This window comes from Candidatus Nanosynbacter featherlites (assembly GCF_037013405.1).
GTDB classification, from domain to species: Bacteria; Patescibacteriota; Saccharimonadia; order Saccharimonadales; family Saccharimonadaceae; genus Nanosynbacter; species Nanosynbacter featherlites_B.
In genome coordinates this window covers 100380-121676 of the sequence record NZ_CP146064.1, presented here as the reverse complement: position 1 = coordinate 121676, position 21297 = coordinate 100380, and the positions used below count along the sequence as shown (strand labels likewise).

At 43.0% G+C, this 21297-nt stretch carries 20 protein-coding genes, 1 tRNA gene and 2 other RNA genes; 10 read left to right on the top strand and 13 right to left on the bottom strand.

The window, feature by feature from the left end; translation table 11 throughout:
* Window positions 1-2: 2 nt before the first annotated feature.
* Entirely contained in the window at window positions 3-1979 is a 1977-nt protein-coding gene (gene gyrB / locus V4210_RS00630) for a DNA topoisomerase (ATP-hydrolyzing) subunit B (protein WP_338520932.1), read from the bottom strand.
* A gap of 164 nt (window positions 1980-2143) precedes the next feature.
* Here gyrB and V4210_RS00625 point away from each other — a divergent pair, with 164 nt between their 5' ends.
* Window positions 2144-3748, top strand: a complete 1605-nt coding sequence (locus V4210_RS00625; RefSeq protein ID WP_338520931.1) for a hypothetical protein — start codon at window positions 2144-2146, stop codon at window positions 3746-3748.
* Window positions 3749-3770: 22 nt separating this feature from the next.
* Window positions 3771-4349: a hypothetical protein gene (locus V4210_RS00620; protein ID WP_338520930.1), complete on the top strand. Its 579-nt coding sequence runs from the start codon at window positions 3771-3773 to the stop codon at window positions 4347-4349.
* Window positions 4350-4383: 34 nt separating this feature from the next.
* On the opposite strand, the gene V4210_RS00615 is transcribed toward V4210_RS00620, so the two are convergent.
* The 4 genes from V4210_RS00615 to ssrA form a co-directional block, all read right to left on the bottom strand.
* Entirely contained in the window at window positions 4384-7206 is a 2823-nt protein-coding gene (locus V4210_RS00615; RefSeq protein WP_338520929.1) for a type IV secretory system conjugative DNA transfer family protein, read from the bottom strand.
* Between the two features lie 96 nt (window positions 7207-7302).
* A complete protein-coding gene (locus V4210_RS00610) occupies window positions 7303-7731 on the bottom strand; it encodes a hypothetical protein (RefSeq protein WP_338520928.1) in 429 nt (142 codons plus the stop codon).
* Window positions 7732-7768: 37 nt separating this feature from the next.
* Window positions 7769-8140 (bottom strand): hypothetical protein, encoded by a 372-nt coding sequence (locus V4210_RS00605; protein WP_338520927.1) that lies wholly within the window; start codon window positions 8138-8140, stop codon window positions 7769-7771.
* A gap of 1331 nt (window positions 8141-9471) precedes the next feature.
* Window positions 9472-9856, bottom strand: a transfer-messenger RNA (tmRNA) gene (gene ssrA / locus V4210_RS00600).
* A gap of 65 nt (window positions 9857-9921) precedes the next feature.
* On the opposite strand from ssrA, the gene V4210_RS00595 reads away from it, so the two are divergent.
* From V4210_RS00595 to rplT, 4 genes are all read left to right on the top strand, one after another.
* Complete coding sequence (locus V4210_RS00595; RefSeq protein ID WP_338520926.1) at window positions 9922-11442, top strand: YifB family Mg chelatase-like AAA ATPase; 1521 nt, start codon at window positions 9922-9924, stop codon at window positions 11440-11442.
* Between the two features lie 81 nt (window positions 11443-11523).
* A complete protein-coding gene (infC, locus tag V4210_RS00590; RefSeq protein WP_338521237.1) occupies window positions 11524-12030 on the top strand; it encodes a translation initiation factor IF-3 in 507 nt (168 codons plus the stop codon).
* Window positions 12030-12224: a 50S ribosomal protein L35 gene (gene rpmI / locus V4210_RS00585; protein ID WP_138078474.1), complete on the top strand. Its 195-nt coding sequence runs from the start codon at window positions 12030-12032 to the stop codon at window positions 12222-12224. The genes infC and rpmI overlap by 1 nt, the downstream gene beginning before the upstream one ends.
* Window positions 12225-12228: 4 nt before the next feature.
* Window positions 12229-12573 carry a 50S ribosomal protein L20 gene (rplT, locus tag V4210_RS00580; protein WP_338520925.1) on the top strand — a complete coding sequence of 115 codons (345 nt, stop codon included), beginning with the start codon at window positions 12229-12231 and terminating at the stop codon, window positions 12571-12573.
* A 54-nt stretch (window positions 12574-12627) separates the two neighbouring features.
* Here the strand turns inward: rplT and rnpB are convergent.
* Window positions 12628-12958, bottom strand: an RNA gene (rnpB, locus tag V4210_RS00575) — RNase P RNA component class A.
* Between the two features lie 220 nt (window positions 12959-13178).
* The gene (locus V4210_RS00570; protein WP_338520924.1) at window positions 13179-13823 is read right to left on the bottom strand and encodes a site-2 protease family protein; all 645 of its coding nucleotides are present in this window, start codon (window positions 13821-13823) and stop codon (window positions 13179-13181) included.
* 82 nt (window positions 13824-13905) lie between these two features.
* Here V4210_RS00570 and rpmB point away from each other — a divergent pair, with 82 nt between their 5' ends.
* Window positions 13906-14118 carry a 50S ribosomal protein L28 gene (rpmB, locus tag V4210_RS00565; RefSeq protein ID WP_338520923.1) on the top strand — a complete coding sequence of 71 codons (213 nt, stop codon included), beginning with the start codon at window positions 13906-13908 and terminating at the stop codon, window positions 14116-14118.
* 37 nt (window positions 14119-14155) lie between these two features.
* Here rpmB and V4210_RS00560 read toward each other — a convergent pair whose 3' ends face one another.
* The 5 genes from V4210_RS00560 to thrS are packed head-to-tail and all read right to left on the bottom strand — an operon-like array spanning window position 14156 to window position 18451.
* Entirely contained in the window at window positions 14156-14788 is a 633-nt protein-coding gene (locus V4210_RS00560) for an MBL fold metallo-hydrolase (RefSeq protein ID WP_338520922.1), read from the bottom strand.
* A gap of 9 nt (window positions 14789-14797) precedes the next feature.
* Window positions 14798-15388 (bottom strand): hypothetical protein, encoded by a 591-nt coding sequence (locus V4210_RS00555; protein ID WP_338520921.1) that lies wholly within the window; start codon window positions 15386-15388, stop codon window positions 14798-14800.
* 15 nt (window positions 15389-15403) lie between these two features.
* A complete protein-coding gene (gene miaA / locus V4210_RS00550) occupies window positions 15404-16297 on the bottom strand; it encodes a tRNA (adenosine(37)-N6)-dimethylallyltransferase MiaA (protein WP_338520920.1) in 894 nt (297 codons plus the stop codon).
* Window positions 16279-16584 (bottom strand): MGMT family protein, encoded by a 306-nt coding sequence (locus tag V4210_RS00545; RefSeq protein ID WP_338520919.1) that lies wholly within the window; start codon window positions 16582-16584, stop codon window positions 16279-16281. Before V4210_RS00545 ends, miaA begins: the two co-directional genes overlap by 19 nt.
* A 52-nt stretch (window positions 16585-16636) precedes the next feature.
* Complete coding sequence (thrS, locus tag V4210_RS00540) at window positions 16637-18451, bottom strand: threonine--tRNA ligase (protein WP_338520918.1); 1815 nt, start codon at window positions 18449-18451, stop codon at window positions 16637-16639.
* Window positions 18452-18760: 309 nt separating this feature from the next.
* Here thrS and V4210_RS00535 point away from each other — a divergent pair.
* From V4210_RS00535 to V4210_RS04345, 3 genes are all read left to right on the top strand, one after another.
* Window positions 18761-18837 (top strand) — tRNA-Val (locus tag V4210_RS00535).
* A 113-nt stretch (window positions 18838-18950) separates the two neighbouring features.
* Window positions 18951-19100 (top strand): hypothetical protein, encoded by a 150-nt coding sequence (locus V4210_RS00530; protein ID WP_338520917.1) that lies wholly within the window; start codon window positions 18951-18953, stop codon window positions 19098-19100.
* A 117-nt stretch (window positions 19101-19217) separates the two neighbouring features.
* On the top strand, window positions 19218-19682 hold the full coding sequence (locus tag V4210_RS04345) for a hypothetical protein (protein WP_411912121.1): 465 nt from the start codon (window positions 19218-19220) through the stop codon (window positions 19680-19682).
* On the opposite strand, the gene V4210_RS00525 is transcribed toward V4210_RS04345, so the two are convergent.
* Window positions 19618-21297 (bottom strand): glycosyltransferase, encoded by a 1680-nt coding sequence (locus V4210_RS00525; protein WP_338520916.1) that lies wholly within the window; start codon window positions 21295-21297, stop codon window positions 19618-19620. The genes V4210_RS04345 and V4210_RS00525 overlap by 65 nt on opposite strands.

The window sequence follows — 21297 nt, the reverse complement described above, 5'->3', positions numbered from 1 at the left end:
GATTAAATATCCAAATCCTCTAAGTTAGCATTTTTTGCCCAGCTCTGAATAAAGCTTTTACGCAAGCTCACATCATCACCCATCAGTCGCGTAAAGATTGCGTCCGCTTCCTCGGCGTCTTCCACTCTGACCTGAATCAACACGCGATTTTCTGGATTCATCGTCGTCTCCCATAACTGGTCAGCGTCCATTTCACCAAGACCCTTAAACCGTGAAATCGTCACGCCAGCCTGCTTTGTGACATCCTGTTCATCATCAATCGCTGTACCGCGACCCTTCTTATCAGCAATCAGGTCTGCCAAGACTTTGTCTTTCTCCGCCTCATCATATGCGTAGATCTTCTTCTGGCCGCGGTTGATTGAGTATAGCGGCGGCTTAGCAAGGTACACATAACCGCCTTCAACCACCTCTTTCATATAACGAAATAGGAAGGTCAACAGCAAAGTCGCGATGTGGCTGCCGTCAACATCGGCATCAGTCATGATGATAATTTTGTGATAACGCAGACCATTAATATCAAACTGATCGCCAATCCCAACGCCAAACGCCTGGATCATTGCCACAATCTCTTTGTTAGCAAACATTTTGTCAAGTCGAGCCCGCTCAGTGTTCAACACCTTACCGCGAAGTGGTAAAATCGCCTGAGTTTTACTGTCGCGGCCCTCTTTAGCTGAACCCGCTGCCGAATTACCCTCAACGATGTAAATTTCACTATCACTTGGGCTCTTACTTGAACAGTCCCACAATTTGCCCGGTAATCCCATACCATCAAGTGCGCCCTTACGGATCACATTGTCGCGTGCTGCTCGTGCCGCTTTGCGAGCTCGTGCCGCCAAGGTCGCCTTACCAACAATCTTCTTAGCAACACCAGGATTTTCCTCCAGATAGTACGAAAAGTACTCATTCATCACCTGCTCAACATAGCGACGCATCTCTGGATTACCAAGTTTATTCTTGGTCTGACCTTCAAACTGTGGATCGGGCAATTTAACCAAAATAATCGCTGTCAAGCCCTCACGAATGTCGTCGCCAGTCAGGTTGTCTTCTTTCTCTTTCAGTAGGCTGTTCTTACGCGCATAGTCGTTAATAACCCTGGTTAATGCTGAACGAAAACCAACCAAATGTGTACCACCGTCTGGTGTCAGCACATTATTAGCAAACGGCTTCACTGTCTCAATATAGGTGTCGTTATATTGCACAGCAATTTCCACCATGCAGTCTTCAACTTGTTTTTCAACGTAAAATGGCGCATCGGCTAGCACGTCCTTGCCAAGGTTCAGATGTTTCACATAGCTCTGAATTCCGCCTTCAAAGTAGAAAGCCTGACGATCACCCGTACGCTCGTCTACAACAGAGGTGTACACGCCTTTGGTTAAGTATGCCTGGTGGCGTAAATAGTTAACCACCCATTTATAATCAAAATCAACCGTTTCTTTAAATATTGTTGGGTCGGGATAGAAAGTTATCCGCGTACCAGTTGGCCGATCTGTCTTACCGACCTTCTTGAGCGGCTCCACAATACCGCCAGTTGCGAACACCACCTGGTAGAGCTGACCATCACGCACCACTTCAGCGATCATCTTAGTAGAGAGGGCATTGACAACGCTCGATCCAACACCATGAAGTCCAGACGACACCTTGTAACCACCACCACCAAACTTACCACCGGCGTGCAACACTGTTAACACGGTTTCCAGTGTACTCATGCCGGTCTTCGGATGTTTATCCACTGGTATGCCACGACCATCGTCAGTGATCTGAACACCGCCGTCCTCCAGCAATACTACTTCAACTTTTGTGGCATACCCAGCGATAGCCTCGTCGATCGAGTTGTCGGCAATCTCCTTAATCAAATGGTGTACACCGTCATAGCCGGTACTACCAATATACATACCTGGGCGTTTACGAACCGGCTCAAGTCCTTCGAGAACTTGAATTTGTGATCCATCATAGGATTGATTATCTGTTTGTTTAGCCATGTCTCCCTCACTATTTCCTGACTTGTCAGCTATTTACAACTCTCTCATTATACCGCAAAAAAATTGTTCACTCAAGTGCTTTACCTGAACATATTTCTTATGCTAAAATGGAGTAGATACTATCATAATAATAGATTACATAAACATACAAGAACGGGGCAACCATGTTTAGAAAAATAGTTTCTCACTTGCCATTTAGTCCATCACTTATCAATGAATTGGGCTTTTATGCAAAAAGGTTAAGTAAAGAGGAGGCTACTCGAAAATTAGGCTTAATTTTCACTGTTCTTGCGTTAATCGTCCAATCCTTAGTGGTATTCTCTCCTCCGGAATCAGCAAATGCTGCAGACCCAAGCGACATGGTTCGAGGTGGCGTATGGAGTGGAAGCCAAATGATGAATCACTATGATGCTAACACCAACGATATCCGCTCATTGTTCAATACAATTGGTATCACCCGCGCAGAGCTATCAAATGCAACCCGCAACCTGCAAACTCTACACAGCCGTGACGGCAACTATTCATGGGGGATGACTCCACATTTTGGATCAGCCCAAGGAGAGGGCTCCTACTCTGTTAAATCAGCTGGCAGTGGAATGCGTAGTTTTTACTACAGGCCACATCAGCTTTGGGGTAATTTTACCTATACCGCGTACGTAGGCCACTCAGCTAAGTTCGGCTGGTTCGCAATTATGCGTAACTGTGGCAATCTCATTACCAAAAGCATCCCTCCAGCACCAACCTGCCCTCCAGGACAAATCGGTACCTATCCAAACTGTTCTACACCTCCAGCTCCCGTAGTCACCTGTAATACCTTAGAGGTGAAGCAAAGCGATAATAATAAATATCAGTTTACTGCTAACACAAGTGCCGCTAATGGCGCCAAAATACAAAAATATGTGTTTCAAGTTTATAGGGGTAATTCTCTTGTAAAAACTCTAGAGAGCACCACCCCAAATGTAACATATCAAGAAAAAACCCCTGGATCATACAAAGTAACTGTAACACTCAAAACTTCTCTAGGTGACCGCACCTCTGCCGGCTGTCAAAAGACGTTCAATATCGCTGCGCCAGAAAGGTGCCCGCAAAATCCAACACTACTTAAAAATGACCCACGCTGTCAGCCATGTGCAGGCAACCCAACTCTTTGGATAGAAGATAAGCAGTGTTCTGCTTCCTTTATCCAACAAAAGAGCGCTATAAACCTCACTCAGAGTAATATGGACGCTACTAAGACCACCGCGAAAGCACATGATCGTATTACCTATCACCTAAAGGTCACCAACAAGGGTTTTGCACCAGAAAAATATACATTCACAGAGAACTTGGGTGATGTTCTGCAATATTCAACTATCTTTGAATCGGGCGGCGGAACCCTCAAAGAAGATGCCAATAGCAATGGAGGCAAGACCATTCTCCAATGGCCAGAGATAACTATCAAACCTGGCGAGACCCAAGAACGCACCTTTACGATACAAATGGCCAGTAAAATATCCTCTATGAGCACTGGTACCAGTAATCCTGGATCCTTTGACTGTAGGATGGACAACACTTTCGGTAACACCGTAAGCGTTAAAGTTGATTGTCCAAATGAAAAGAAAGTCGTCGAGACAGTGGCTACGCAGCTGCCCCGCACTGGAGCTAGCGAGAATATGCTATTCGCAGGCCTAATCCTTTCAGTCGTCACATTCTTCTACTTACGGTCCAGGCAGCTCAAGAAAGAAGTGCGCATCATACGGCACACATACAACTCAGTAGGTACAATTTAAATAAAAGTTAGGTGTAGTCACAATGAAAGAATCACTTAAGTTCAACAACGAGGCCAAAATATCACACGAAGGCCTGAATGATCTGCGAACAGAAACACACAATCGTGCAGCCGAAGTTATCAAAAATCGAGTCGAAAAAGAAAGCTCACCAGCAGAAAAATCAGAGGCTGAAGCACGTGAGCAACTCGAAAGAGTTATTGAAAAATCCGAAGCTGAAGAGGTAAAACAAGAAAAGAAGAAGCAACCCGCAAAAGCCGAACGCCTTATAACCAAGGAAGATCGCAAAGACAGCTTCAAAAAGACCATGGAGACAGTTCAAAGCCAGCTCCCTAAGTCCAGCCGAACTTTCAGCAAGGTTATTCATAACCCCACCATCGAGAAAGTTAGCGAAGTCACAGGTAGAACAGTTGCTCGACCAAACGCCATACTGTCTGGCTCTGTGGCGGCTTTTGTCTTAACTCTCGCTATATATACCCTAGCAAAAATAAACGGGTACCCTCTGTCGGGATTTGAGACGATTGCAGCATTCACCATTGGATGGCTTGCCGGTATGTTGTTTGACTACATCCGCATAGGCGTAAAAGGCGGGAGTAGCAGCTAAGCTACTACCGAATCTTAGACCTCTTATTCTAAATTTATCGCAATTTTATTGATATTTCCCTGTCCGAGTCCTGATTACCATCCCTGAGGTCAAGCCTGTTGTTAGACGGCTTTGGTTGCGCCGAGTCTAGCTCTTGTTGCATTCTTTCTTGGATAGATAAATTCTCTTTATTAGCAGTATCTGAAGACGGCATAGCATTGGCAATCGGAGGTGTTGTCGGTATATCTACAGGAGTACCAGGATTATCCTGAGGCGACCGTGACAAGCCGCCCATCTGACCACTACTCAAACTCTGCATGTTAGGACCTGAACTAGCAGTAGACATTGGTGTCGGTATCGTCACTGGCGTTGCAGGAGATAACGCGCCAGAGGCTTTTTGTGTTGGTACTGGCTGCGCACCGCCTATCTGCTTACGCTTCGACAACCACTCGTCTAGGAAAGATTTATTTTCTCGTAGTGCAGTAGGTTTAGGTGAAGTAGCTTGTGTCTTTGTATTTGCCCTGCCTAGCCGCTCAAATATTTCCTTCTCCACAACAGCACGCGGCCTGCCATATTTCGCAGAAGATAGCCTCACTAGCGCATCCCGCAGCTGAGAGTTCTCCTGCCCCATCGGTGGTATCCAGTTCATACTAAACGGCGCCGATGGAACATTGTTGATCATCACTGAGGTAATTGATTGGAAGTTTGGCAACTTAGACAAATCATCCACATCAAAGACCGGCTGAAATTTCTTGACCATCAACTCAGCGTCCGTCACGCCAATACGCCCAGAAATCACCGTACCGACGTTACCAATGATTGCTTCACGTATCTTATCCGTCAACTGGGTCATGAACTGGTTACCCATGATAAGGCTTAGCTTATATTTACGAGCCTCAGACAAGATAGACTCAAAGCTATCTGTAGCAAAGTTCTGAAACTCGTCAACATACAATGAAAAATCAACTCGCTGGTCCTCCGGGGTATCGGCTCGAGCCATCGCTGCAGCCTGAAACTTCATCACAAAGATAATACCGAGCAGCTTGGAGTTCAGCTCTCCCATCTTACCCTTGGAAAGATTAACCAATAGGATCTTATTGTTATCCATTATCTCCCGCAAGTTAAATCCAGACTTCGTTTGCCCAATGATGTTGCGCATTGCATCGTTAGAGATAAATGGACCAAACTTTGCGACAACCCAAGACACAACTTCACCAGCTTCATTAGATCGCTGTGACGCTGGAAACTCCTTTGTCCAGAAATCAATCACTTGCGGGTCGGTAACATATTTCAGTTTACTCTTCACAAATTCTGGGTCTATGAGACATTTTGGTATATCGATAAACGTTCCGCCCGCGGGATCAGACATCAATAACAACGCACAGTTACGGAAAATGTGCTCCAAACGAGGACCAACGATTCCCGTATGTCCCGGGTCATACAACCCATACAGCATATTAATTGCTTCCTGTACTAAAAAGTCTTTCTGGTCTGGTGTATCAAACTCAAACATATTCAAACCAATAGGGTTTGTCATGTCGGCTGGATTAAAATATATAATATCTTCAACACGCTCTTTTGGCACCTTACCAAGAAGAGACTCTACCAAGTCTCCGTGCGGGTCAATAAACGCAAAGCCTCGACCATCCATCATGTCTTGATATGCCATATTCTCCTGCAAGACAGACTTACCGACACCAGTTTGACCAATGATATAAACGTGACGACGACGGTCTTTTGTTCCGATGCGAATAGGTTTTTTAACTCCACGAAATTCGTTATAACCAATCAACAGGCCTTCGTCCAAAACATCTGTAGGACCATCAACCTGCTTGGACATCTGACGTTTAACCTGAGATGTTGGTATCGACGAGGAGCCAGGTAAATGAAACAACGTTGCCATTTCTACACTATTCAAGATGTTATATTTTATCTGTTGTGGAAAAAACCTCATTATGTATGCTGTTGTAATTTCCTCTATATTGCGCGTAACTGAGAACTTAAATCCATTATTTCGTGGTGAATCAAACAACGCAAAAGCGGCAATAATATTCTTCAGTAGAGATTGAGACCTTGCTGCAGTATTAGAAGAGACCACAACACGAATCAAAACTTCATAGGCCGGATACCTAGTCTTTTCACTGACGGCATCAACTTCTGCCTGCTCAAGCGAACTCAACGGCTTATTTTCTTCTTCTTTTTGCTTTTCATCATTTTCTTGTGGTGGTTTCCACAACGCTTCCAAAATATCCTTCGGGGCTATAAGTGCACCAATACCCGTCTTTTTCTTTTTATGTTTTCGCAAATTGTCAATGTGAAGCTCAGAGGCTTTAGCCCAGCCGTCATATGCTGGCCTGATGAGAAATTGTATACCAATTCCATCGTCTTTCGATGCAGACGAAAGTGCATTAAGCAATGCCCGCGATGCATCACGCTTTGATTCTTGATACGTCGCTATTGGATAAATGAAAGACTTGCGCAAGGTGAATTCACCGCCTATCATGCCAGAAGTGCGACCAATCTCACTAAAAATATTCACTTCGCTCATCTCCTCCAATCGTGCTGATGGATAAGCTGCTATGATAGCTTGGCGAATAACGTCGATCAGCACCACAGGCACCACTGCATAATAGTGGACTAAACCACCAGTAGCGACAATCTCAAGAGATATATGACGCTGACCATAAAACTTACTCTTAAAGCCTTTGGTAGCGGTGCTGGATATAATATTATACATAACCTGTGCCTGAGAGATGACCTCCTCATTGAGGTCACGCTGGTCACGGCTACCATTATCTATATCCTCACTGGTCGGAGGCAAATGTATCAACAAAGGCACCATTTTTAGGCCGCGCTCATAATTCTTTGCTTCACGCATAGCATTACGGTACAGTATAAAAATTACTGATGTTCCAACAGCTATAATCCCTAATACCAGTAATCCTAAGATGAGAACTCCACCCATTAATCCATCCTACTCATTAGACTGACCAAGAGTCTTATTATATCGTTTCTTCAAATAATCTGCTTGCAGCTGAGCAATAACCCGCGCTCGTTCATGAGGATTCCCCTCTGTTAGAGCAATTAAGCTCTTTAGCTTATCAACCCACTCTTTCTCAATCAAATCATCATCCCCTGCTATAGAAGGAACTCCTGCCATAACTGCATCATCATCCGTCTGCGGTGTCTGAACACTAGCAGGATCCTGAGGAGTAGGCTGTGCCAAGTTTGCTATGTCAACAACAGGCAACGCCGGCGTAGCAGGTAATTGCTTCCCCTGCTCAATGGACTGTGCCTCATACTGTTCAAAACTTTTTTCTTGATTATCATATTGACGCTCTACATCAGGAGCTACAGGCGCTGATTCTGTCCTCGGTATTACTGGCGTCGTCTCAGGATTCATACTCAAATTATATCATGGTGTACACGAAAAGACCATGTTAGAACCTCTTATATACGTACAAACAAGCAATCACTTCAAAGATGACAACGAGACAGATATCAAAAAGCTTTATGCCGCCAATAGATTGAATTCCTAGCAATATAACTGGAGCCAAAGCAAGCACGCTGGAGAAATAATACAATTTTATATCCTGTCGATTTTTACTACCATCTCTAGGCTTTGGCACATGTAATATAGAAAATAAAAATCTCAGCAAAATATATAAAGCGCTAGTTAGTGCCACATATAGGGAAAATAAAAACAAAAGAACCCCAAAAGGACCTATGCCAGATGGGGTAGTCATATTTATAATCAATAATACCGTTAGGGTTGCAACGCAGCCAATTGTAATAGCGATCTTCTGCTTCATATCACATATTATACACGAGCGCATAGCCCAAAAGAGCCCGAGCGATAACAGAAGTTGAACTACAAACGCTCCATCCGCCGCTTCAAAACAACTATTAGGGCGCGGGCATTGCGAGTTCGTCGTCATCGCTCAAGGCGACTGACCGCTCCTTATGTAAGGAGCATGTCCTTGCGTGAAGTTCCTTCCACACATCCAGTACTCTCATTACCAATACCTTGCAAAGATAAGGATAAACTGGATGTGTGTGTACTATCCACGCGCGCTCAACACCTATACTATTTGTAACTTGCGAATAATCACAAATAACTTTAGTGGAGCATCGGCGGCACCATGACTAAAATACAATAATCATATATAGACTATGTGCTTTTCAGCTTCATGTTGCAGCCGTTCCCTACACCAAAGTAATATTTAGCGCTAAGTGATATTCTAGAATTAATTATTTTAATGTACTTTTTTGCTTTGTTTGTTTTTCAAAAGCTTATGTACACATATTAGCATCTATTGCGAAATAAATCAAGTATATTTCCAAGAAATTTGTTGTAATAATCACATAAATTAATAATATTTACCATACAATCATCTGTAAAATCAATATTCTAAGGACAGTGACCATACAGTGAATATTACAACAATAATAATTCACCAGGCTTATATCTGCCAAGAAAATTCTTTGTCTATGCCAATTAGATCACAGCTCATACAGTAGCAATGGCTAGTAAATACGCTACGACTTATCTAATAATTTCTTTAGAATTACTTAAACAAAAGCATACTACTCAATATGTTACAAATATATAATTATTGTCCACTGGGTGCAGACATACGCGCATACAATATCAGTCACTATTAACAACATCCTTCATCTTTGTGGTAGATTTTTAAATCATGTTATTGCCACTACCAAAACCTCAGCAGTCCGTCTCTCGTTAAGGAGGGCGGCGTTATTACCTGTATTGCATGGTCTATCGCCCTCCTCCACATACCGTATAAATATAGCAAGCAGAAGGACTACGCGGTTGGTAGCAACCTAGCATCACTAAGGACTGCTTGAGAGTTAAAAATAGCTGTTCTTGCCCTACAATCAGGTGTAGTTTTTTTTACTCATTAAATCTTTAGTAAACATGTTGACATAACCGTTTTCATGGATTATTATAGGGGTAGCTTCTGAATAAAAAAGTTGTACAAACTAATAATGGAAGCCAAAAATAAACAGATCATCAAAAACTCCACTTTTTGAAAACGACCACTACTCGCAGGTGGTTGTTTTCTTATATGAAAGTTTTTCATAACAAAAAATCAGCCTAATGGCTGATGTTAGTTGAGCTGTTTGGTGGAGCTGCCGGGTACTGCCCCCGGGTCCAGTTGGTATCATAAATATTCGTCTACAAACATAGGATCATTTACATTTTTATAACACAGCTTGGATAATAAACGAACCCAAAAACCGAGCTTGTTACGTGGCAAAAGTCCCATGTATTTGCCACTTCCAAATACATAGCGAGCAACATAAATTCTGACACCTCAAATCGTATCATGTTGCCTATACGAAGAGACGGCTATAGATTAAGCTACAGCTGGCGCAAAGGTTGGAGCCTTGAATAGGCTAGCTACTTTGCTTGCAAAGTTTTTTGCATCTAACAATATGCGTATCGTGCATGTTCGGTTTGCAGAATATTTTGATAAAGTCCAACTGTCGAACGCTATTTCAGCCCCACAATCATATACAGTATACCACCCCACCTTTAAAAACCAAATAAATTATGGTTAACTGTACATATATGACGGTAAGTAAGATACTCTCTGCAACACCATGTGGGTTTCAAGGTCAATTAATTGAAATTGAGGGGGATCTATCAAAAGGACTACCGAGTATCCAAATTGTTGGCTTAGGGAATAAGGCGATCGACGAAGCAAAGGACCGAGTCCGAAGTGCTATCAAGAACTCTCTACTTGAGTTTCCAAAGGGCAAAATTGTCATCAACCTGGCGCCAGCTGAACTACCAAAAGATGGTACCCAGTTTGATCTGCCAATTGCATTGTCAATATTACAACTGAATAATCTCCTCTCGCAAGAATCCGTTAGCAACGCGCTCTTTGCTGGAGAGCTAGCTTTGGATGGTTCCATCAGACCCATCCAATCAGCAATTACCATTGCCGAAGCTGCTGAGAGAAACAACATTACGACTATTTACATTCCAGCTGAAAATACAGAACAGGCTCTCCTATTAAAGAACATCACCGTTATCCCTATCAAAAGCCTGCGCCAATTATTCCTACATCTGAAAAAAGAATGCCTGATACCACCTGCTGTTAAAAAAACTACATCTGATGTTACAGAGGTGACAGACACTCCAATAGACACGATCATCGGACAAGAGCAAGCTAAACGAGCCATTAGTATTGCAGTAGCAGGAAGACATAATTTACTATTTTCAGGACCCCCTGGGTCTGGCAAAAGTATGCTAGCAAAGGCTTTAGCGAGTCTATTGCCTCCTTTAAGGGGTCAAGAAATAATAGATGTCACTAAACTACACAGTATAAGCAATCCAGACTTAGCAGACAGCATAGTCTCATCTAGGCCATTCCGCGCACCGCACCATACAGCGAGTAGAGCTTCTATCATAGGAGGAGGCCCTAAAGCCCGACCAGGAGAAATAAGTTTAGCGCACAATGGAGTCCTATTCTTGGACGAAATCTTAGAGTATCCACGATCGGTCTTAGAAGCGTTACGCCAACCCATGGAAGACCATACCATAACCATCAGTCGTGCTAACCAAAAATACAAATACCCTGCCAGTTTTTTACTAGTTGCCACTATGAATCCTTGTCCTTGCGGATATTACGGAGATGCTGAGAAAAATTGTACTTGTACATCTTCTCAAATCCTTAACTACCAAAAACGATTGTCAGGGCCGCTCCTTGATCGCATAGATATGACAGTAACTGTCAATCGCGTGAACCATGAAATACTCCTACAGAATAAGCCGTTTAATAATTCACAACAGTTGAAAATAACAGAGAGCATACAACAGGCATTACATTTTCAGCAACAGCGTTTCAATAGTAGTAAAAAGCACAACGGATCATTAAAAAGCTCTGAGATCGACCGCTATGCTCGCCTATCTCCTGAGGCAAAAAACCTTCTCATTAAAGCAGCGAAAAGCTTGGATCTTAGCACGCGAAGCTACTTTAAAGTTATAAAGGTAGCTCGAACCATCGCCGATTTGGAAGCTTCCGACACAGTTGATACGCCCCACATCGCCGAAAGCTTGCAATACCGGCAAATTCAACATTCATAGATCCTTGAAATACACGCTCTCATCTGTTAGAATTGATTTTGGAATTAATCTAACGATTCACTTTATAAAGGAGAGCTAACGATTAATAAAACAATTCGTACCAACGGAGCTATCCGTGCTCGCGAACTACGCGTTATTGGTTCAGATGGTGAGCAGCTAGGAGTGATGTCACTCCGTGAGGCACTAGCAGCGGCAGAAGAAGCGGGACTAGATCTCGTGGAAATATCACCCAACGCTAATCCACCTGTGGCCAAAATCGTCAACTGGGGCAAATACCAGTACCAGAAGATGAAGGACCAGCAACGTAATCGCAAACTAGCTAAAGCCAGCGACCTGAAACAAATGCGTTTCGGTCTCAAGATAAGCCAAGGCGACTTGGAAGTAAAACTGCGTAAAGTCCGTAAATTCCTAGAGGAAGGACACAAAGTTCGTATCCAGGTGATGTACAAGGGCCGCGAAATGGCGCACAAAGAGATCGGTTACGAATTGATTGAAAAAATCACCACTCTACTTGAAGAAGTCGCAATCGTAGAACAAAAACCTCAGATGGCAGGTCGCAATCTGAGCGTAGTAATAAGGAGTAAGTAATGCCAAAACTAAAGACCCACAAGGGCACTGCTAAGCGCATCAAGCTAACCAGTACCGGCAAACTAACCCGCCAACGTGCATTTGGCGGTCACCTCTTAGCCAAGAAGTCTAAGAGCCGTAAACGTGCCATTAACACAACAGCAACCGTAAAGGGCTCTATGGCCAAGAACGCTCGTCGAGCAATGGGAGTGTAGGAGTATGCGAGTAAAACGAGGTGTTTCAGCACATGCAAAGCATAAAAAGATACTTAAAGCTGCTAAAGGAATGCAGCATAACCGTACGCGCAGTTTTCGTCTAGCAAAACAAGGTGTTATTCGCGCTCTGCAATATGCTTATCGCGATCGTCGCAATAAAAAACGCGATCTACGAGCGCTGTGGATTACACGTATTAATGCAGCTGCTCGCCAAGAAGGTACTACCTACGGCAAGTTGATCGCTGGCATGAAGGCTAATAATATTGAGGTAAACCGCAAAATATTAGCAGAGATAGCGGTAAATGATCCTGTAGCATTCAAAAAAATCGTTCAAGCAGCTACAAAATAGGTCACAACTTACAAATAATATAGTAAAAATCCTCCTATTGATGGAGGATTTTTACTATACAGTCCACCGATAAGCCGGGTTCTGTCGTGGGCAATCATCTATCTAGTTCATTTGTTGCCAAATGAATCAAGCGGTTCTCGATCTACAGGTGGACACCCGAAATGTGGATCTCCTTGCAACCGACAGGGTTTACCTCCTTGCTATGTCACCATAGCAAGCTGTAAGCTCTTACCTTACTCGTTTCACCTTTTCCCATAACTATGGGTAGTTTTGTTTCTGTGGCACTTTCCCTAGGGTCACCCCCGGTCGCCGTTAGCGACTGTCGTGTCCTTTGTTGCCCGGACTTTCCTCTTGACAGAAGTCAAGCGATTGCCTAGTGAACTGCTGCATCTGATTATATATGCTCTGTAATTATTCGTCTACCCACCAAGCCCAATTAAAAATATGCAAACAAAAAGCCCCCGAGCCATGAACGCTTGATATTCCCCGCATAACGCAAGGTGGGTGCTCGCAACATATCACCACGGTGATATATCATATAAAGCTCCCTATCATATGATGTTAGGAAAATCATATGCGCCCATAGACTCAAGGGACTACTTATATTATACACTAAAAATCAAAATAAATACCTGAAGTGTGTGTACAATCAACCAATTCATAAACAAAGATATAAATGACGAACCGACCATGACAAGAGCCATGATGATGACAAGCCCATATTGTTCGACCTGTCTCATAAAACCTCTCACAAAGTCCGGAGCCAATGCATAGAGCACTCTAGATCCGTCAAGCGGTGGTATAGGGATCATATTGAAAGCAAAAAAGCCCAGATTGACAAATACAAAAGTCTGAAGCGTGACGCCGATCAACGATGGCGAAAAACCAAATTTGTCTACAAAGCCTAAACTTACGCCAATACCAAAAAAAGTAAAAGCCAACACTAGGTTAGTTAGGGGTCCGACAATCGCCACCAAAGCGACACCCCATTCCCCAAATCGCACCTTATGTGGATTAAATGGTACTGGTTTGGCTCCACCAAACACCGGAGCACCTAACATCAACAATATTAATGGTAGCAGGATGGTGAGAAGAGGGTCGATATGTCTTATAGGATTGAGCGATAGTCTTCCCTCTGCCTTGGCGGTTTGATCACCCAAGAAATACCCCATAAAAGCATGCATCGCCTCATGAATAGTCATTGATACCAGAATCACTAACAATGTAATTATCACGGCTGTAAAGTTCATATATTTTATTATACCATCTTGACTATTTTGTGATATACCGTTACAATATTAGGGATTGTTTAATAAATGAGAGAGGTTGGAAATGGCATCACGATGCGAACTAACCGGCAAAGGCAAGCAGTACGGCCATAACGTGAGCTTCTCACTGCGACGTACAAAGCGAGTCTTTAAGCCGAATCTACAAAAAAAGACCTTTACGGTCGGTGGCCAAAAAATCACAATGGTACTTAGCACCAAAGCAATTCGTACTCTTCGCAAAAAAGGAATTTTACAGAGTACAGCAAAAGCTAAATAAAAAAATCCTCCATCATGGAGGATTTTCTTTAGCTGAACTAGCTACGATCTATCTTAACCACTGTTAATTGCTCAGGTAGAGCTTCCGTGGACTTAACTTTCCATTTAGTGCCAGCATCTATACCAGAAGCACCTACTTCTTTTAAGAATGTATCTAATACATCCTGTGGTACCTCATACGCTAATTCTGGATCTGAATAATGAACCGGTATAACAACTCGAGGATCAATTTGCTTAACAATTACTGCTGCTGCCGTAGCATCCAGAGTGTATCCTCCGCCACCGACAGGCAGTACAACGATATCAGTAACTCCAATTTGCTCCAATTGTTCCTCACTCAACTTTGGGTCAATGTTCCCCAGGACAGCTATTCTCACCCCGCCTATCAGAAGTTTATAGATCGTACTATTACTCCCTTCTGCATCGATGTGTCGTTGAGCAGGAAAACCAGCCAACCCGACGTCTGCCACCTCATATTCACCAGGGCCATCAAATTGTACGCGAGGATTACCTACTGTTGATGCGAATCGGTCTTCAGTGAGTACCTCGACCACATCCTCAACAGATAAATCCTTCTTGCCGACCAATGACAGTTTTGGATCAAACATAACTTTTACATTTTTTGTTGTAAAAATAACAGCATTAGCACCCTTATACTCTATGTCAAACATATTATCTCCTTATTTTAATATTCTATCTACATCAACTAACACTGAATGCTTACCACTCAAAATATCAGTCACAAACCTATCACGAACGCTCAACCGATAATAGAAGTCATCATATGATAACACGGCATAGTTAAGGCTCTTCTTTTCTAGTTTTTCGGCTTTATCCATCAATTTTTCCAACTGAGATTGTACGATCTCACCCACAACCAATAAATCTACTCTACTAGCAGAACCTCTAACCAACGTTCCTGCTGCTATGGCAAGCCGCAAACCAGAGAGTTGACCCACTTTAGCTAACCAAGTTGTGTCTTTTGCGACGGCTTTTGGCTCTTTTGCTTTAGGTGAGCTGTCAGCAAATATCATAGATAAAGCCTCAAAATATTGATACTGTTGATTGACTGCATAGTACAGCTTATTGTCAGCATTATCAGACACAATAATACCGACATTCATCATATTGGCTAATTCACGCCTCACGGAATTAATCTGCTCATCAATAAGACGCGTAATCTCTCGCACGTAGAATGATTTTCCGGGATTATTTAAGAATAAATGCAACAGCTTTACTCTTGTTTTTGAACCAAATAATGAATCAATCATTGCACAATAATTGTATCACGGATTGCCTAGGTGAGCCAGTATCTGTGATAAATAGTGTTCAGCTGAATATAGGTCACACCACACAATATAGGGGTTGCGTCTCAACCAAGTCATTTGGCGTTTAGCTAATTGCCGATCACTAACAACCATCCTCTGTATCATTTCAGCGTAGTCAATTTTACTACATATATATTGACGTATTATAGGATAGACATTGCCCGTCATCGCCTCACTACACCAGTCATACTTACTGCCCAAGTATGTTGCCTCATCTACAACATTATTGGTCAATAGTTGTTCAACCCTTTGAGCAACCCTGTTAGCCAGTTTATTTTTTTCTGTTGCTATTCCTACAACAATAGTATTCTCTTGTATTGATGCATTTTTTACTACAGTTTGAGCACTTCGTTCGATGGCCCGAACGACATAGCGTTTATTATATTTATTCTCCGGCAAAGACATGTTGTTATCAACACAATACTTATGTAGGTCTTCTATGCTCATATATTCTAGCCTCTGACGATACCTTTCATCGCTCCTATTCGCAAAACTAAAATTAAAAATAACCCCATCTATATATAATCCGGTGCCCCCAACCAGAAATGGTATGTTGCCACGGTCGCGAATTTCTGCAATCTTTTTTGTTGCATACTCCTTAAAATCAGCAGCCGAGAAAAGCTGCCCTGGTTCCACTAAATCAAGCCCCCAATGAGCTACGCCTTGCATCTCCATGGGGGTTGGCTTGGCAGTTCCTATGTCCATGTCGCGGTACACTGTCCTGCTGTCTGCACATATAATCTCGCCGCCAAACTTTTTTGCTAATTTTATAGCCAGGGACGTTTTGCCGCTCGCCGTCGGACCGGTAATAACAATCAGAGGCGCTGTTTGCTCTAGCTTATTGGCTTCCATCGCCGCTCCTCAAAATCAATTATTCGCCACCGTGCATCACAAAAAATCCCATCTTGTTCAAGCAATTGTTTTTGTGCCCCTTGACCACCAGGAAAACCGACAGCTAATCCACCCTTAGCATTAACCAAGCGATGCCATGGTAAATCCAAAACCCCATTATGGGCGATACCTCCAACGATACGCGCTGCATATGGATGCCCAGCCATGGCGGCTAAGTCTCCATAGGTAGTGACTTTGTCATTTGGTAATTGCGCCATCAATTCATAAACTTTATTGCGCAAGCTCATCGCTGATAGTTTGTTCAATATATTACTCCAAGTTACTTGGCTATTTCATTGGTTATTGTATGTTCTGGATATAGCTAGCCAATTGATCAATCGAAATTTGTTCTTCGCCCTTACGAGTACGCACACTAACGGCACGTGCCGCTTTATCTCTTGGGCCAACAATAATCTGTATTGGTATTTTTACAACAGTTGCTTCACGAACCTTCTTGCCAATTGATTCATTTCGAATGTCTGTTGTAAATCTGACTTCATTATATTTTACTGGTTGCATCAAAGTAACCCCTGATAAAATCGTTGTTATTTCATCAACATAGTCCATAACAGTGTCATTGATCGTCAAAATACGCACCTGTTCTGGTGCCGCCCAAAATGGAAACCAACCACCTGTGTGCTCGATAAATACGCTCAAGAATCGTTCGATTGAACCCAGCAATGCGCAGTGAATCATCACAGGTGTTGTAAAATTACCATCACTCTCTGTATACTCCAAGCCAAACCGTTGCGGCTGCACAAAGTCTAATTGTACTGTCGCAACTTGGTGTTCACGACCGATAGCATCGGTTGCCATGAAGTCAATTTTTGGTCCGTAAAAAGCAGCCTCACCTTCCTGTTCAAAATAGTCCAGACCAACTTTTTCAACTGCTGATTTCAACTGGTTTTGTGCAGAAGCCCATAGCTCACGCTCGCCCAAATATGCATCAGAATCATCACGATAACTCAGTCGAACTCGCAGCTTCATATCAATGGTATCGTACAGTTCTCGTGCAGCAGACAATAAATTATTGATCTCTTGCTCAATCTGGTCTGGACGACAAAAGACATGACTGTCATCCTGGGTCAACGAACGCACACGATTCAAACCACCCAGTTCACCAGTTTTTTCGTCACGATAGTCAGTGGTTGTCTCCAAATAGCGTACCGGCATATCACGGTAACTACGCGGCTGTGAAGCAAAAATTTGCGTATGGTGTGGGCAATTCATCGGCTTTAGCGCCATTTCATCACTAGTTTCCTGACTTTTAACCAAAAACAGCTCTTCACCAAATTTGGCCCAATGGCCTGATGTTTCATATAGATCCTTTTTGGTGATATGTGGCGTCCAGACTTTTTCAAAACCAAATCTCTGGCGTAATTGATTTGAATACTGCGCCACGATATCGCGCAGAATAGTTCCACGAGGCGTAAATAACGGCAAACCAACCCCCACGAGCGGCGAGGTGGTGTACAAATCAAGCTCCTTGCCTAACTTGCGGTGATCACGCTGTTTGGCCAGTTCTAATTTCTTCAAATATTCATCCAGCTCTTCCTGCGTAGCAAATGCCACGCCGTATAGTCGCTGCATTTGAGGATTTTTTTCATTACCGCGCCAGTAAGCGCCTGCAACCCGCATTAATTTAAACGCACCAACTTCACTGGTATTTGCAACATGCGGTCCGCGACATAGGTCCCTAAACGATCCGTTTGTATAGAATGAGACCTCATCAAGCGCACTATCGCCTTCGGTAATTGTGCCCATTTCTGCGGCATCCAGATCTTTTGCCACTGTCGTTCCGGCACGTTTCAGGTCGTTAAGAAGCTCTTCTTTGTATGGCTGATGATTATCCTTGGCCCATTGAATCGCTTCGTCAATTGGACATTTTGTGCAAACAAAGTCCTGCTTCTCGGCAATAATTCGGCGCATTACCTTTTCAATTTTATTGAATTGTTGCTCACTAATCTTTGTTTCGCCAAGATCAATATCATAATAAAACCCGTGTTCAACAACCGGACCAACCCCAAACTTAGCATCTGGCCATAACTGCTGCACGGCTGTTGCCATGATGTGTGCTAGACTGTGTCGCATTGCATAGAGTTTATCTTCGCCCATAGAACCTCCTTTAATGTCCTGGATACATTTGGCTTAAATAATAAATAGATATTTATATGCCTCGGGCCAGAAAAACTGGCGGTTCCACCTTGGCGATTCTCTTGCTCCGACTGTTATCGTTCATTCAAAACGCATGCGTCGCAACCGCTTCCATGAGGTTCCGAAGATGGTTAGTCTTCATCACTACCTTGCGGTTATTATACCAGCTAATGACAACTCTCTCAATAAAAGCTATTTTGCTATCCCTAAACACTCTACAATCACTATATCTTGTAGGATTGGAGCATTTCTGATACTATCAGTAAGCGGGGGCGATTAGCTCATTTGGCTAGAGCGCAGCATTGACGTTGCTGAGGTGATAGGTTCGAATCCTATATCGCCCACCATGCTAAGCACCTTTATGGGTGTTTTTTTATTTATTTACATATTCACGCCATGATATATCGATTGTGAAATTGTTCTATTGACTTTTTAAACCGTTTATGCTAATATGTAAGATATGAGTAATCGTGCCACTACTAACGTGATCGCGTCATCAAAAAAACAAGACACGTCACTTCTCAGCAAAATCACTATCCATTTTGAATATGACAAGCAGATCAAGGAAGTTCGTGCTAACTACTGCAGGATGAACGAGAAAGTAAAATAACCATCAGAGACCATTTCACCCCTATCCCCAGTAATAACTCTGGGGATATTTCTTTATCCACTACACACTTATGGTTTTCCACTAGATTTTTTAATAGCGTTATGTCAATATATATACATGATATGTATAAATTGTTTTCACAACAAAACTCGTGTGATAAACTCACGAAAGCATAAAAAGTACCCTCAGCTGTGGCGGCGAAGATCTTGCGACAACTGTCACACTACTTTTACTACGTATGAATATCCCTCAATTGATAACACACCAGTCGTCAAAAAAACAACCGAGGAACCATTCAATATCGGTAGATTGACGCTCAGCATCGCAAAGAGCCTTCAGCACGATGACCATTCAGCGAAATATGATAGCTTTCACTTGGCACAGACTGTTCAGAGAAATCTCCTCATTAAGAATATGGCAACAATACCAGTAGATAGTATCACCAAAGAAGTTCACACTGTACTCACTAGATACGACCCTGTGGCAGCCATACAGTACGCCGCCCAGCACAAATTGCTTATTTCGAAGCGCCGTCCTGGTCGCCCTTCAACCGGTTACGTTCTGCCTTCAATCGATCATTGATATCAACGGTTAGCTTCTCGGTAACATCAAACTTATCTAGATATCGTCCCGTCATTAGCTTCGTTTGAGCAGCATACGCTGCCATGGAGCTATACAGAATGGACGTAACTGGCATCAAGATCCACTGTATCAACATCAAGAAAGTACGTCGCTTCTTATAGCGTGCTGGGCGCGGAGGTAAAATCTTAAATGAAGAAAAAATAGCGATTACCATACCAAGCAGCGCAATAGTTTGCAATAAACTAATCGTACCTGGTAATTGGTGAGCATCTATGTTTCGTACTGCCTCTGGGTTTAATAGAAGCGGTAACCACGCTCCAAAGGCCGTTACAAGCGCTACGTACGCTAATGTGACATGACCGTCCAATAACCTCAAAAAACGCGTCAGACTTGGCCAGAACGGTGCTCGGCGCTTAGAACTGAACACCCGAGACCCTACATATGCAACGTCAGAGGCGCCATATGCCCAACGACGAAGTTGAACAAACTGTGCCTTTAGTGTCTTTTTGTACGTTTCGGACAAAACCGCATCTTGGTAAATTGGTGCATATATTGGCACTACCCCGTATTTACCATCGAAATGGAAATAACTACGCCAATATTGGTGCCCGTCCTCAACGATTGTCCTGACGCTCCAAAAATCCATTTCCACTAGCGCATCCATCGGTTGCGCATGTGATGCAAAATTCCTTAAAGCATATGGGCGCATTGAACTAACAATATTCCAAAATGAGTTGCCCGTTGCGATCACGCGCATAGGTGCTGGCACATCCCATATGTTATTAGTAAACAATGCAATCGGCTGATACGATAAGTTCTTGCGATCTTTATAGACAATGTATTCATAGGTGATGTAATCAAAATAGGTGGGGTGTGGTTTGTTATCACAGTCCATCGTGGTAACCAGCACCTGGGAGAAAGCTATCCCAAGGTCGCCCAGGTAACTTTTTAGCCAACGCCCTGCATGCGTGATATTACCACCCTTACCTATCACCTCGTGCTCTATCCCCTTTGGATGCTCAACGATATGGAACGAATGGAACGCATCGTTATATTTCTTTTGTAGTGTCTCGGCGGTTTTTTTAATTTCAGCACCTCCGCGCTCTTCATAGGCAAACACAACGATGAGGTGCGACAGATCATACGTGGTATCAAGCAGCGACTGAACTGCGGGCTCAATAATTTCGATGCTCTCATTGTATGCCGGCATAATGATTGCATTATAAATTTGTGAGGGCTTAGGATATTCCGACGGTTCATCAATGATACTTTGTAGGTTTTTCAGATGGATAGTATGTTCAAACTTCTCACTTTTTGTAGAGAGTAATCGGGCATGAGCAGCCGCTGGATCTTCAAGGTCATGCAACCTTCGAGACCAGTCCACCCGACAGGCTTTCTCCATGTTTGTACGACCAACCAACATATGATAGCTGATACCAAAAATCTTTATGAGAGCCATGGATATCAAGACCAATAGATACACAGAAGCTAGCAATGGATTAAAGATTGATAGCAAAATTAATAGAATGATGACGCCATAGCTCAACATTCCGGGTAGCATCTCCAAAAAACGGTAGAATGGTTTTCGTTTGCCTACAGGTATTTCTAGATCCAT